Below are 13,578 nucleotides of genomic sequence, written 5' to 3' on the forward strand. Positions count from 1 at the left end.
TTGAAGTATGCAGAGTGCCAGAGGATTTGAATACGGAGTTAGACATATATTAAGCCCCCAGGCTGGAGGGCTTTGTGATGTATTATTAGGCAATCTGGAACTTGATCGCATGCAAATCGAGTTTCTTCTGCATCTGGGTGCCATTTACCACAATCATCAGCGCACGACAGAAAATTCCTCGGTTTCCGTCGGCGATTACATCAGGGTCCATACTAAACCCCGTCGATTCACCGCCAACGACGGACACTGGAGATCGCGTATCGTCTTTGAAAACGAACACTTTGTGGTGGCCAACAAAATTTCGGGCCTTCCCGTTCACGCCAGCGTTGATAATCTGCATGAGAATCTACAGTCGTATCTGCAGCAGACTATAAATCAACCCGTCTATGTGACTCACCGTCTGGATGTGCCCACACGAGGATTGATCGTCTATGCCAAGACACCCGAATTTCAGACCGAGTTCAACAAACTGCTGATCGCACGCGAGATGCAAAAGATCTATCGCGCCCGCGTGCAAGGCCAAGGTCTTTCCACCGGATTGCTGCAGCATTATATGGAGCCGTCCCCGCGCGCCCCGAAAGTGGTCAGCAAAGAACAGCAGCCCAAGTGGCAGGAATGCCTTCTTGAGATTCTTGAGTTTTCAAAGCTGGAAAACGGCCTGGGCGAAGCGCGCATCAAACTTCACACCGGTCGCACGCATCAGATTCGCGCGCAGCTTTCAGCAGAAGGTCATCCGATTGTGGGTGATGTGGCTTATGGAGCGTTGAAAGTCTGGGAAGAGGAAAGAATCGAACTTGAAGCCTGTGAGCTGGCGTTTACAAACCCGCTCACAGGTGAAAATCACGAATTTAAAATCTAGAACAAGAAAGCGTTGGTCATTACGAAGTACTGGGTGTTCTCTGGCTGACCGAAAGCGATGTCTTTACCGCGGTAAGAATTAAGAACCGTTGTATTCGTCGCACCCACCAGGAAGTTCACACCACGAACCGGACGAATACCAAGGCTGATTTGATAGAACGCTTTGGTCACGTGACGTGGCTCGATGCCTTCGATTGTGGAAGAGTGGTACCAGTCTTCTTCAATACCGATGCGTGGTTTGAAGGAGAAGTACTTGTTGATATCAGCAACCACTTCAAGGAAGTGCTCCAGGGAAGCCTGTTTGTTGGCCTGACGAGGATCGGAAACATAGTTCCCGTCATCAAACTGAGGCATGTCATAGTTGAAGCTCGCCGTGCGGCTCTGCCAGTAGTAATCAGGTTTGATACCGTAAGAGATGGAAGAGAATCGTCCGATGGAATATTCCAGATAAAGCTCTGCGCGGAACTTTGCGATCAGACCGGAGTCTTGAGAGAACTTGCTTGTTGGAAGATATACTTTGGCATTACCGGAAAGATCCACATCACCGATATAACCCAGGTCGTACATGGAATAAACCGCGTGCACGTCAGACAGTTGGGTTTCCGATTGAACCTGATCACCGTATTCATTCTGACCGGCCGTATTGAAGATGAAAGGAACACGCAAAGAGAACTTTTCATCCGCATTCACTTTGTAGTTCATGCTGATGTAAGTGTAGGAATCCTGGGAGCGGCCGTCCGTCTGTTTCTTGCCTGGCTTCATGTTGGCCTGGGAAACCACGTTGAACAGCGTGAAGTTCCAGTTTCTGCGCAGGGAATCACCTACGGACATCACCATGCTTTCTTCACGCTCTTGAGCTTGAGCGAAAGGGGCAAGACAGGAGAAAACAAGAGAAAGTGCCAGGGCCTTTTTAAACATGGAAGCTCCTTAAGGGATCAAATTCGCTGGAAATATGCCATAGTGCGCCACGTTACACAATAGCGAATATTTAGACAGTATGAGTCTCAATAAATTCCTAAAACTCTTTCAACTTGAGTCCCCTGTCCCCATCCCTTACAACTGAGGACATGAAAAATTTACTGCAACTTAAGAACCTGACCCTTGCTCTTCTTCTGTCCCTGTTAGTTGGCTGTGCCGTCACCTTCAAAAAGGCCGAGTTTAGCCTTCCACCGAAGGCCGCTGACGAGGTTTCCGTGATGTCTTTCAACGTCGAAAACCTGTTCGACACGACCCACGATGAAAACCGCAACGACTATACTTACCTGCCGTTGGCGGTGAAGCAGAAAGACGCAAAAATTGCCCAAGCCTGCAAAGACACCAACGACAGTGCTTACCGCGTGGGCGAGTGCCTTTCCACCGACTGGAGCGAGGAACAACTCGATAAAAAGCTGCAAAACCTTTCCAAGGTGGTTCTGGGCGTAGACGGCAATGGTCCGGACGTTCTGATGCTGATCGAAGTAGAGAACGAAAATGTTCTTAATATCTGGAACAAAAAATACCTGCAAAAAGCCGGCTACAGCACCGTGGTTCTGATCGAGGGCCCGGACAAACGCGGTATCGACGTGGGCTTGATGTCCCGCCTGCCAGTGGTTGGAAAGCCGGTTCTGCACCCAATCCCTTGGAAGCCTAAAAACGACGAAGACAAAAAATGGATGGAAGCCTCCCGTGGCGTCCTGGAAGTGACCCTGAAGGCGCCTAATGGCGATCCTATCACATTCCTGACAGCCCACTTCCCGTCCCAGGCGAACCCGACTTACTGGCGTCAACAGGCTGCGGAGTTCGTGGCTAAATTGATCAAAGACAAGGGTCCGGACACCATGGTTATTGCCGGCGGTGACTTGAACATCACCCACGAGGAAGAAAGCAAAGAGCACATCTTCCGTGACACCTTCAGCCCGGTGGGTGACGTGTCTCACTTTGTTGGCTGCAAAGAATGCCCAGGCACTCACAACTATCGTAAGAGCTGGTCTTTCCTGGATGCGCACATCTATTCCAAAGCGCTTCTGGAAAAAGGTTCTGGCAGCTATAAAATGGAGCCAGGCACAATCGACGTGATCCGCTACGATGAAGTTCATTTGAAAAAGGGCAAGTACCCACTGCGCTGGGACTATGACCGCCAAATCGGCGTGGCCGATCACTTCCCTCTGTATGTTCGTTTAAAACAGCGTAGTGAGGCGAAAACCCCAGTGAAGGCAGATGCTCCGGCGAAAGCCGAAAAGCCCGCCAAAGACGCTAAAAAGACCAAAAAGAAGTAGTCTTCAGAAGCTCAAAATAAAAAAGCCGCAGATCAAAGATCGCGGCTTTTTTTTTGCCAAATCACGCACCATTCTGCTCCCCAAATCGAATCTGTTCTTCCTCGCACTTCCCTCACTTCTTGCAAAATCTCCTTATTGAAAAAGTATATACATTGTATTACACTAAGGAGGTCGCTTTGGAATTCGAGAGGAACTCGTCCAAAGAGAGGATTAACCACAAAAAGCACGGCATCTGGTTTGACCAAGCGAAGACCTGCTGGTCAGACAGCCATTCACTGGAGTTCTATGACGAGCCTCACAGCCAATCCGAGGATCGCTTTTTAAAGCTTGGGTACTCATTAAAAGGACGCCTGCTGATGACATCCTTTTGTGAGCGCGTACATGGCAATACAATTCGTCTTATCTCGTCCCGCAGGGCCACCGACAAGGAAAGAAGATTTTATGAAGAAAGAATATGATCTTAAAAATCTGAAACAAAAGAAAAGCCGTACTGTCTCCAAAGACGAGGTAGGCAAGACACTTATCAGCATGCGCATCAACACCAACGATCTGGTTGATCTTAAAACCGAAGCAGATCGACTGGGAATACCCTACCAAACCCTCATGGGAAGCATCCTGCATCGCTACATCACAGGAGAACTCCTGGACAAAAAAGGCGCTGAAATCCTCAAGATGATCAAAGACGTCTCTTAAAACAAAAAAGCCGCAGATCAAAGATCGCGGCTTTTTTTATTTTCAGAACCCAACCACCCAACCAAGCGGTTGGTCAAAAAGGTCCAGATCCGAGGCGGAGGGCGTCCCTCGCAGCGCAGGCGTGCCCCAGGCACGTCGAAGCGAGAAGGCCGACCTCCAACGAAGGAGATGGGCCTTTTTCACCAACCGCGCTCGATTAGTAGATCAGCATCAGGGAAAGATCGATCGTCGGGCGGGAGCCACAAGCACCGTAAGTGGACTTGAAGCTGGACTGAGTCACTTCAATTCCTTCAGCGGTGGAGATCATGTTCTTAGGATTTTTACCCTTCATCACCGTATCAAAGATCGCGACGTTGCAAAGCCCCTGAAGCTCAACAGACATTTTGCCAGCTTTCATAGACGAGGTCCAAGGCTTGCCGCCTTCTTTGATATAATCAAGTTTCGCGTCAGCATTTTTCACAGCTACTTTACCCGCCAGAAGTTCTTCCAAAGAAACTTCCAGTTTTTCAGAGAACTCATACTGTTCACGAGTCGCTGCATTTTTCAGACGGCCATTGATAACACCTTTAGCCGTGATGCTGACTTTCAAAACGCCGTTTTCGTTCAGCGCCTCAACAACCGCTTCGTCTTCGTTCATGTTCACGAAGGTCTTTTCCAGATTCTTCTGATCCAAAGAGTTACGGGATTTTTTAGAAACAGCCTTCACCGTCGCCACCTGGCCATCAACATAAGTCACATCGACTTCCCATGTTTTAGTCAAAGTGTTCGCAAATTCACCTTTGGATGTTGTGTAGGCAGTGACAACTTTATCAGCCACCAGTTTCACTGTGTCGCCACCGTCATCACGCTTGGTCACTTCCGCTTTATAAACAGACTTGTTAACGTCCTGAGAATCCAGAGCGTAACGAAGTACTTCCAAACCTTCCAGTTGCTTGCCTACGATAAGCGTCGTGCTGGAGAAAGAGCCGAACTGGAACTTGAAGCCCTGTTGACCAGGCTTAGTGTTCTTTTTGTTCTTGCGCTCGTTCTGCGCGATGATCTTTTTACGAACGGCATCGGTGGTAACCGCTTCGTCTTTCGGCGTACAAGCTGTCGTCAAAAGTGCAGATGAAATAAATAGGACTGAAAGTAGTTTGGCTGTTTTCATGGAAAAGGAATGTAGCCGGAAAGGACGTTTTCCGCCAGTGGGTCCGTCGATTCCTTCAATAATTCTAACCAATTCCTGAAAATTTACAGACGTGTCAAAACTGTGAACAGGCAGCGCAAGCCGCCATTGTTGATTTTAACCTCTTTAAGCAGTTTATAGCCCGCCGGCACCGTCCCAAGACGCTCTTTTTCAGGGTACAGAACGCCCAATTTCAAGGGCTTATGACGCTCACAGAGAAGCTTCACCAGGGTCTTCAGCCCCCCGCTTCCGGCCACCGGAAGGCGCTCGCCGTAGGGCGGATTTACCACCAGCCACGAAGGGCCCACGTCCTCGCTGATCTCCAGGGAATTTCCCTGGATGAACTTGTGAGGTGCTTTCACAAATGCCGCTTTTTGCACAGCTTGCAACTGACGCTCGACTTCGCTGAAGTTTCCTTCCGCGGCCGGGATCATAGCGGCATCAATATCAAAGCCGACATAGGCCTTAAACGGATGAACCGCAGGCAGCTTATAGTTCAGAGCAAAACTGGAAGACTGGAAAAGCTTCGGGGCGCGCTTCCATTTTTTGAAAGCAAAGTCCCGCACAAACTGCCCGGCCCACAGGGCACGCGCCTCGCACAGGAAGGTGCCTGAACCCATCATCGGATCCACCAGGGTGATTTGCGCCGTTTCTGCCGGATTGCTGTTGCCGATGATTTCCTTTAACAGGATCGCCGCCAAAGTCTCTCGCAAAGGAGCTTCACCTTTCAGTGTGGCCCAGCCGCGCTTGTGCAGATGTTCCCCTGTGGAATCAAGACTGATCGTGCAGGTATCATCATCCATGCGGATGAAGATGCTGGCGCAGGTTTCTTTGCCTTTAACCCCTTTGAAGATTTCAGTCAGGGCGGCTTCGGCACTTTCCTGCAGGCGTTTTTCGTTGTTCAGACGGCTTTTTTGCGCCGCCACTTCCCACTCGACATGGGCGTGAGGCAGAAAATCAATCCACGGCAGGGCTTTGAACTTTTGATAGAACTTGGGAAGATCCTTCGCTTTGAACGAGGTCATTCGCAGCAACACACGATTGGCGGTCTTCAGGAAGAAATTCAACTGCAGACCAATGAACAATTCCGTCTCGAATTCAAAACCGCCCTCAAGCACGGTGACTTCCGGAAACGGCAAAGCATGAGGCTTGGCATCCTTCCCCAACAGGAACGGCCAAACCTCTTTCATTTCAGCCAAAGCCAACTTTTCAAAATCAAGCGGTGTTGCAACAAAGAATCGATTCATTTTAGAATCTCCAATACGCATCAAACAGCAGATAATAGCCGTCTTCGGGGGCGTATTTTAGGGAGGTGATGTCGGTGGAGTTTAAAGAGAAGCTCAGATGGAACTGATCCCAGATTTTGACATAGCTGAGATAACCCCCGACGGCTTTGGATTCGAAGTTGTACGACGGACCCAACAAAACGCGGTCCCAGTTGTCGAGGATGAATTCATAACCCGTCTGGAAGGAGCTTGTTCCCAGGGACTTGATCGCGGTCGCATTGGCAGCGTCCTCAAAGCTGAACAGGGCCACGGACAAAAGCGTGTGCGAAACCACGCTTTCAGAAGAAATTGAATCCCAGTAGATATTTAAATTCAGTGTGGAACGATTTTCGTTCGGAATGCGCGCAAAGTTCAGACCCCCGGCAAAGTTATTGGAAGCGGACTGGTAAAGACGTGATTTGATCGTCGCATTGTAAGCCCCCAGAATGTCCGCCGGGATGATGGAAGAAACCGTCAGCCACTCTTTCCATCCATAGTTCACCTGACCGAACCAGGTGATCAGGAATTCATCCTCCCACAGGGTTTCGGCGGTCTCACCAACCGCGATACCTTGGGTAAACAAAGGTTTGTACTTGGACGAGGTTTCTTTCGTGCCTTTTTTAATGATCAGGTCGGTGGTGCCTTTATAACGATTGTTTTCAGAGCTTAAATCCAAATGCATGACCTGATCGCCGATCTGGATAAAGTTCATACGGGACTGGCGCTGAAGTTCGCAGATCAGCTCATAGGTGCCGTCTTGCTTGTTCTCGATGCCGGTCACCTCGACAAAGCCCACAATGCCCACGGAGGGGGTCTGAGACTCGATGGCGACCATTTCACCAATGTACCAGTCACTGGCAGTCGTGATCACGCGCAAGGTTTTGTTGTCGATGAAGGAATCAATGCGCCCGCGGGCTTCGGCCATGGGCTTTGGCATTTCCATGGCGGGCTCACGCAAAATAATAGGAACCTCTTCATCCATGGAGGATGAAGCCTGTGCCATAAAGGACACAAAACAGGTTGTCAGCACCAGAACAAGCCGCAGCATGTTCCGGAGCCTAACCTAGTTTTCCACCTTGTTCAATTGGTCCTTGAGGGTGCCGAAAAGACGGGCGATTTCCATGCGCTGAGCATCGTCAATGCCCCACATCTTTTTAAACTGGAAGCCAGCAATGCCGCCCGCCCCCGGAATTTCGCCATAGAACACCAAATGTGCAAAACCTTCCTTAATCAGGAACTCATAGGTGCCCGGATTCACCTTTTTAAAGAAGGACATGAATCTTGGCGCCGAGGCATAAACCTCGTCCACCGACAGGCCTTGGTTATGGTCCGTGTCGTAAATGACCATGATGGTTTCAATATAATGAAGAATCGTCACCATCGTGCGCACGTTGGCTGTTTCAATCAAACCTGCGCGTTGGGTCGGCGTCACGGAAGCCGCCAGCAGATAGTCAAAGAACTGCTTCCACTGGGCGGCAGTTAAACCGCGCACGTAATTCACCATGCCAGGCATATTTCCAAAGTACACACCGATATGCTTGCGCAGTTGTTCGCGGAAGCAGTCTTCTTTGTAGTAGTTAAAGCCAAAGACGTCCTTTTCCTCAATCGCACACTGAGCCAGCTTCATATGATCAGACACGGCATTGGAGGTCCCGAGACCGGCCGAGAACAGCGTCGTCACAAATTCGAAAGTCTCTTTCTGATCCATGCCATCGTTGCCGTTCCCACTGAATGTGAAGAAATTCGCCTCAAGGAAGCTGCGGGAACCGGAATTCGCTGAACGCGGGTCAAAAGCTTTCAGATCCAGCCCCAGTTCCTGGAAGTCTTCATACCAGGACACCAGGCCCTTTTCACTCATCTGGGACTGACTCAAGCGGCCGCCAACATTGTCGGCATAACCCAGCATCAGCATGCGCGAAAGAACACGCATCAAGTTGAACTTGGTCAACGCCGCCCAGCTCTGTTTGGTCTGGCTGCCAGTGGCTGAAATAATCAAACGTCCATCGGCATTGAAGTTCACCATCGTTGGATTCTTGATCAGATCCCCGATGTCAGCCCAGGCATTTTCCAGGGCCTTTTGTTCAAAGGCGTCGTCAGTCAGACCCTTTTCAATCACATAGGTCTTGTTGAACTTGTTGTAGTACTCAATCAACTGCTTTTGTGTGACCCCTCCGCCCAATTCATCCATGGGGATGTTGTCGATAAAGCTCTGATGCAGTCGGAAGATATTCAGTTCGCGTTGGATGCTCAGGATGTGCTTCTTTTCTAGTCCCAGCAGACTGCGGGAATCCGCCACGCGCGCCGGATCCAGAATCTTCATCAGCACGGCTTTATAAGTCTTGATCAGGGATTTGGGCTGAATCATGTCCGTCGCAGAAGGCAGAATCTGATTGATCAGATTGTCGATGTCTTCAACCGGAATGCGGCCCGCTGTTTTCATCTGGTGGGAGTTCAACAACAAGCCCAGGCCTTGGGAAAGGAACTGACTGGTCTGACGGACTTTGGAGGCATTGGTGAACTCAAAGTCACCAATGACATAATGATATTTCAAAGCCAGTTCGTACAGATCCAGCAAAGTATCAAGACTTTCACTCCACTGATAAAGGCCCGCAAAATGCGCGCGACGACCCATCAGTACGACTTTGACAGATTCCACCATTGGAACCCACTGACTGTATTTCTGGTAAGGCGCAAAGGGCTCTTCACCCCGGATGAACTCGGCGAATCCAGACAAGGCTTTCTTGGCGTCTTCAAAACTGTAATCAGATTTGGCAATCTGTGTTTTTTCAAGCAAACGCTGCAATGAACGGCGCAACTGATCCACGGCTGCAGAAATCTGCTCCCACTCGGTCTTGTCGTTCTGATTCTGATTCAAAAGCAATTTCACATGAGGTGACAACTCGATGGACTCATCACGCAGCAGCCCCAGGATTTCAACCAGACGCACGATCTCGTCTTTGGTGATATGACTGGTCGACCCACCCAAAAGAGCACGTTTGATTTTCATTAGCTCGGCGGCAAATTCCGGGGTCACGTTGTTCTTTTTCAGGAAGTACTTGCCAAAGAACCGGCGCATTTCCTCGACGGTGTAAGCGTTTTCCAAGGACCCAAACGTCTTTTTATTAAAGTAATTCAAGGCATCCGTCATGCAATCAAAGCCCTGACGGATTTCAGATTCCTTGGCCTCACCGACCGAGAATTTTTCCAGATGCTGCGGAATCATCTGAAGACAAGCAAAACGAGTATCCGAGAACTCAATCACTTCCGGCTCAGCCTTCTTCCCATTCAAGAAGTCACTACAACCCACAGAAGACAGACCAAATGCCGACACCAAAATCAAAGATGCAGCCCTCTTCAAAACCGCCATAAAAGCCTTGTTACGAGCGTTAAAACACATAAGCTGCTCCTAACATCAGGCGGTCGTTGTTCTCGAATTGGGCGATGTCGTTTTGATTTTCCTGGCTTGCCGGTTCGGCTTTCACCATCTGCATTTCTCCGATGAAGGACCAAAGGCCCGACAGACGGAATCTGGCGCTGACGCGGATCAGGTCAAATTTGTTTTTTTCCGAATGTGTATAACTGACTTTGGTGATCAGTTTTTTCGTGCGCTTGAAGCTGAAGTTCCCCATCAACGACAACTGGGTTGCCTGCTGATACGGGTAACGGGTCATCAAAGGCGCACGGTTTTCATTGGCAAGTTCGCCCTCTTCAGTGACTTTGCCGCCATAGATTTCCAAGTGCTGCAAGGCCACGCCGAAATAGGAGTTAGTCCACTCAATAAACGGGCTGACCAAAACGGCATCTTCAAATGTCGGATGGGTCCATTTTTCTTCAAAGATCTCATCCTTGCTTGGCTTGTCATACAATCCACTGACGCCCAAGCGCAGACGATCGGATTTATAGCTGATATCACCACCCACCAACGAGTGATAGAAGACTTGCGGCTGCAGATTGACCGCCCCTTTAAGTTCGGCGACGTTCAAATTGCCTTCATAACCGATAGCCAATTGATTGGATGGTTTGTAGGTATAGGCCAGTTGCCCGCGCAACCCTTGCGGGTCACCAAAGGCCAGCTTCATACCAAAGGAGTTTTGCAATACCACTTCCGTCTCTGACGGCTTTTCGAAAGTATAATCGATGGCCGTGGCCTCTTCCCAGATACGGATGCTCTCTGGCGGACGGCGGAACCAAGGGTTGCCTTTCACGAAGCTGCCGTTTTCGATATCGAAGCTCGGCCCCTGATCCGGAATATAGATCGGTGAAGCAAATAACAAAAGCGTGTAATAAGGCTTGTCAACCTGCCAGAAAATCCCGGTCAACCCCTGGCTTTCGGCGTTCAGGGGATTCCACTTGAACAATGGCTCCCACACACCCAGATCCCAGCGGGCGTCCAGTTCATTCCACAGCATTTTTTTGCGCCCCATATAGAAATTCTCAGTTTCACTCAGGCGCGTTTCCAGATAGAACTCGGAAATATTGAGGTAATTTAGCAACGGAGCCCCAATGGCCACACCACCGGAAACGTCCATCTTAAATGGCGCCTCGCTGAAGGTTTCGCTTTTTAACTGGGCTCCGACAAACTGATAATTGGTCTTTTCCGCGGCCTCAAAGGTCGGGCTGATGAAAGAATCCGAGAATAAACGCATCTCCGTCTGCACCTGCGCAGACGCAAAAAACGGGGTCAAAACCAGCAGCATGAACCCGATCAGAGATGTGTTAAGGGCCCCCAAAACGGGGACTTGTTTGAAAGCCATGGGCCTCCCATCAATGAGCTTTACTTCAATGCCCATGCCCGGCCAGAACGCCTATAGGCGATTACCCTTTCCACCTTTTAAACAAGTGACCTTTTTCGGCGCCTTTGATAGATTAGTCCCATGTTGGTACGGGACCCTAATAGTGCTAAATTTTTAATCATTCGCTTTTCCAGCTTTGGAGATGTCGTTCAGACTTTGAGCGTTCCTTCGGCTATCAAAGAAACCTATCCCAATGCAGAGATCCACTGGATCACCCGCAAGGACATGGCCCCTTTACTGAAGAACCATCCCAACATCCATCGCATCTGGGAGTTTGATCGCAAAGCCGGTCTCAAAGGTCTGATCAAACTGTGCCTGCAAATGCGCAAGGAAGGCTTCACGCACATTTACGACGCCCACAACAACATGCGCTCCCGCGTGATTTCCTGGATCTTGCGTCCGCTGGGAATCCTGGGCATGGGGCCGAAGTTCATCCGCCGTTCGATCCGCCGTTGGAAGCGTTTGCTGCTGTTCAAATTCCGCATCAACACTTTCGAAATGCCCTTTAATGGCCAGCGCGACTTGCTGGAACCACTGCAGCCTTGGGGAATTTCCCGTAAAGCCCCCGCCGCCCCGCAAATCTTCCCCAGTGAAGAAAGCTATCAAAAAGCGCGCGAAGTGCTGGGTCACTATGCCGGGTCAGTTGCACTGGCTCCGTCAGCGGCGTTCTTTTTAAAACGCTGGCCGAAGGAATACTGGCAGCAGTTGATTCTGCTGTGCCCGGATCAGCGCTTTGTGCTGCTGGGTGGTCCTGAGGATTCCTTTATCGAGGACATCAAGGCCGCAGCTCCGGAAAGAGTTTTAAATCTGGCGGGCAAATGCTCTTTGCAAGTCAGCTCAAGCGTCGTGGGCTTGTCTGCAGCACTGATCAGCAATGACACAGGTCTTTTGCACGTGGCCGAACAACTGGGACAAAAAACCATCGCCCTGATGGGACCTGCTCCGTTTGGATTCCCGTCCCGCCCATCCACGAAGATTCTTGAAATTGAACTGAAATGCCGCCCGTGCAGCAAACACGGTCAGGGCCCTTGCGTGAACAAATTCAAATATCACCAGTGTCTGGTGGACATCACACCCGAACAAGTGGCGATGGAACTAAAACAGCTGCTGCAACGGAATCATCCATGAGCGCTTTGATTTTCTATTTCTATAAACTCGCCATAGTCCCTTTGGCCTATTTGCTTTTGCAGCTTTTGCGCCCGTTCCTGCAAGGCAAATTGCGCGAGATGATCGAGGACAAGAACAAAGGCTTTTACAAGATCAAAAAGGCTGGCAGCGAAGCTGATATCGCCCAGGCACGCCCCTTCTGGATTCACGCGGCCAGTGGTGAAATCGAATATGCCCGTCCCGTCATCCGGGAACTGAAAAAACAGCATCCAAACATCCCGGTCCTGGTGACTTATTCGTCCCCTTCCGCAAAAAAGATTCTGGAAAGCCTGCACGATGTCGATGTGTGGTGCGCCCTCCCCTGGGATCTGGATTTCCAGATGCAGGACTTTATCAAACGCTGGAATCCGCGGGTTTTGCTATTCTCGCGCACGGATGTGTGGCCCGTGCTGGTGTCAGTGACTCGCAAAATGGGCATTCCTTCAGCGCTCTTTTCAGCCACCTTTGCAGATAATTCTTCCCGTCTTAAAGGCATCACCCGCCATCTGACCCGTTATTCTTTGAATCATCTTTCAGAGATTCACTGTGTGTCGGCGGAAGACATTCAGAATCTGGATACACTGGGGCTGAAAGTCCCAATGCTGGTCAGCGGTGACACCCGTTTTGATCAAGTCTTTCACCGTTTGGAAAACCCAAAGGCGCTCAAGAACCAACTGATTCCAAGTCCTGAAGATTTCGTTTTTATCGCCGGTTCCACCTGGGGCGAAGACGAACTTGTCCTTTTGCCAGCCTTGGAAAAGATGAAGGGCATTTACATGCGCGTGATTTTAGCGCCGCATGAAACCACACCCGCCCACCTGGAACATCTGGAAAACCAGATGAAGGCTTTGGGACTTTCTTATGTTCGTTACTCTCAAACTGAGGAATGGCCGGCAGGAAGTATTCTGCTGGTGGATCAAGTCGGCATTCTGGCTGAACTTTACACTTGGGCCGACATCGCCTTTATCGGCGGATCCTTCAAGAAACAAGTACACAGTGTGATGGAAGCTCTGGCCGCCGGATTGCCAGTCATGGTGGGGCCCCACCATCGCAACAACCGCGAAGCTTTATTCTATCAGAAAAAGAATTATTCATCCGGCATGATTGTGCAGGTGGTTCATTCCTCGGCGGACATCGCAGTGTTGCTACAAAGAATGAAAAAACAACAGGAACAGATCCCGCACATCAAAGAGGAAATCAGATCCGAAATCGGCAAGAACCGAAACTCCACGCAAAGAGTTCTTTCCGCCATTGAAAAAGTCATTTACTGATAATCACACGTTGACCACAACGCAGTCCGTCCTCGTAGCGATGGCGGACCGCAGAATTCACTCATCACGAACCGTCTAAAATCAGAATTAATACATCAAAAACAAAAAAAGACCGAACATTGCTGTTGGTCT

At 49.9% G+C, this 13,578-nt stretch carries 12 protein-coding genes; 6 read left to right on the forward strand and 6 right to left on the reverse strand.

The genetic code is table 11. The features are described from left to right. Window positions 1-109 precede the first annotated feature (109 nt). Window positions 110-859 (forward strand): RluA family pseudouridine synthase, encoded by a 750-nt coding sequence (locus ACZ520_RS11235; RefSeq protein ID WP_416480458.1) that lies wholly within the window; start codon window positions 110-112, stop codon window positions 857-859. Here ACZ520_RS11235 and ACZ520_RS11240 read toward each other — a convergent pair. Then, window positions 856-1,776 (reverse strand): hypothetical protein, encoded by a 921-nt coding sequence (locus ACZ520_RS11240; protein ID WP_088564955.1) that lies wholly within the window; start codon window positions 1,774-1,776, stop codon window positions 856-858. The two genes, ACZ520_RS11235 and ACZ520_RS11240, sit on opposite strands and share 4 nt — an antisense overlap. A gap of 149 nt (window positions 1,777-1,925) precedes the next feature. Between ACZ520_RS11240 and ACZ520_RS11245 the strand changes: the two genes are divergently transcribed. From ACZ520_RS11245 to ACZ520_RS11255, 3 genes are all read left to right on the forward strand, one after another. Continuing rightward, complete coding sequence (locus ACZ520_RS11245; RefSeq protein WP_464125549.1) at window positions 1,926-3,113, forward strand: endonuclease/exonuclease/phosphatase family protein; 1,188 nt, start codon at window positions 1,926-1,928, stop codon at window positions 3,111-3,113. A gap of 176 nt (window positions 3,114-3,289) precedes the next feature. After that, window positions 3,290-3,571, forward strand: coding sequence for a BrnT family toxin (locus tag ACZ520_RS11250; protein ID WP_464125552.1), 282 nt, complete (start codon window positions 3,290-3,292; stop codon window positions 3,569-3,571). Beyond that, a complete protein-coding gene (locus ACZ520_RS11255; protein ID WP_015091436.1) occupies window positions 3,555-3,806 on the forward strand; it encodes a hypothetical protein in 252 nt (83 codons plus the stop codon). The genes ACZ520_RS11250 and ACZ520_RS11255 overlap by 17 nt, the downstream gene beginning before the upstream one ends. 196 nt (window positions 3,807-4,002) lie before the next feature. On the opposite strand, the gene ACZ520_RS11260 is transcribed toward ACZ520_RS11255, so the two are convergent. From ACZ520_RS11260 to ACZ520_RS11280, 5 genes are all read right to left on the reverse strand, one after another. Continuing rightward, on the reverse strand, window positions 4,003-4,953 hold the full coding sequence (locus ACZ520_RS11260) for a hypothetical protein (RefSeq protein WP_232469254.1): 951 nt from the start codon (window positions 4,951-4,953) through the stop codon (window positions 4,003-4,005). Window positions 4,954-5,036: 83 nt separating this feature from the next. Then, window positions 5,037-6,218 (reverse strand): THUMP domain-containing class I SAM-dependent RNA methyltransferase, encoded by a 1,182-nt coding sequence (locus ACZ520_RS11265; RefSeq protein ID WP_464125555.1) that lies wholly within the window; start codon window positions 6,216-6,218, stop codon window positions 5,037-5,039. 1 nt (window position 6,219) lies between these two features. Then, window positions 6,220-7,284: a hypothetical protein gene (locus tag ACZ520_RS11270; RefSeq protein ID WP_464125558.1), complete on the reverse strand. Its 1,065-nt coding sequence runs from the start codon at window positions 7,282-7,284 to the stop codon at window positions 6,220-6,222. A 15-nt stretch (window positions 7,285-7,299) separates the two neighbouring features. After that, complete coding sequence (locus ACZ520_RS11275) at window positions 7,300-9,633, reverse strand: hypothetical protein (RefSeq protein ID WP_464125560.1); 2,334 nt, start codon at window positions 9,631-9,633, stop codon at window positions 7,300-7,302. After that, window positions 9,623-10,990: a hypothetical protein gene (locus ACZ520_RS11280; protein ID WP_088564948.1), complete on the reverse strand. Its 1,368-nt coding sequence runs from the start codon at window positions 10,988-10,990 to the stop codon at window positions 9,623-9,625. Before ACZ520_RS11280 ends, ACZ520_RS11275 begins: the two co-directional genes overlap by 11 nt. Window positions 10,991-11,110: 120 nt before the next feature. On the opposite strand from ACZ520_RS11280, the gene ACZ520_RS11285 reads away from it, so the two are divergent. Next, window positions 11,111-12,157 carry a glycosyltransferase family 9 protein gene (locus ACZ520_RS11285; RefSeq protein WP_374030512.1) on the forward strand — a complete coding sequence of 349 codons (1,047 nt, stop codon included), beginning with the start codon at window positions 11,111-11,113 and terminating at the stop codon, window positions 12,155-12,157. Beyond that, on the forward strand, window positions 12,154-13,446 hold the full coding sequence (locus tag ACZ520_RS11290) for a 3-deoxy-D-manno-octulosonic acid transferase (RefSeq protein WP_464125564.1): 1,293 nt from the start codon (window positions 12,154-12,156) through the stop codon (window positions 13,444-13,446). The genes ACZ520_RS11285 and ACZ520_RS11290 overlap by 4 nt, the downstream gene beginning before the upstream one ends. Window positions 13,447-13,578: the final 132 nt, after the last annotated feature.

The organism is Bdellovibrio sp. BIS2 (assembly GCF_055398295.1).

Coding starts and splice junctions, on each gene's coding strand:
- ACZ520_RS11280 (WP_088564948.1), bottom strand. CDS start 10,990: ATGGCTTTCAAACAAGTCCCCGTTTTGGGGGCCCTTAACACATCTCTG.
- ACZ520_RS11290 (WP_464125564.1), top strand. CDS start 12,154: ATGAGCGCTTTGATTTTCTATTTCTATAAACTCGCCATAGTCCCTTTG.
- ACZ520_RS11240 (WP_088564955.1), bottom strand. CDS start 1,776: ATGTTTAAAAAGGCCCTGGCACTTTCTCTTGTTTTCTCCTGTCTTGCC.
- ACZ520_RS11265 (WP_464125555.1), bottom strand. CDS start 6,218: ATGAATCGATTCTTTGTTGCAACACCGCTTGATTTTGAAAAGTTGGCT.
- ACZ520_RS11270 (WP_464125558.1), bottom strand. CDS start 7,284: ATGCTGCGGCTTGTTCTGGTGCTGACAACCTGTTTTGTGTCCTTTATG.
- ACZ520_RS11260 (WP_232469254.1), bottom strand. CDS start 4,953: ATGAAAACAGCCAAACTACTTTCAGTCCTATTTATTTCATCTGCACTT.
- ACZ520_RS11245 (WP_464125549.1), top strand. CDS start 1,926: ATGAAAAATTTACTGCAACTTAAGAACCTGACCCTTGCTCTTCTTCTG.
- ACZ520_RS11275 (WP_464125560.1), bottom strand. CDS start 9,633: ATGTGTTTTAACGCTCGTAACAAGGCTTTTATGGCGGTTTTGAAGAGG.
- ACZ520_RS11255 (WP_015091436.1), top strand. CDS start 3,555: ATGAAGAAAGAATATGATCTTAAAAATCTGAAACAAAAGAAAAGCCGT.
- ACZ520_RS11235 (WP_416480458.1), top strand. CDS start 110: ATGCAAATCGAGTTTCTTCTGCATCTGGGTGCCATTTACCACAATCAT.
- ACZ520_RS11285 (WP_374030512.1), top strand. CDS start 11,111: ATGTTGGTACGGGACCCTAATAGTGCTAAATTTTTAATCATTCGCTTT.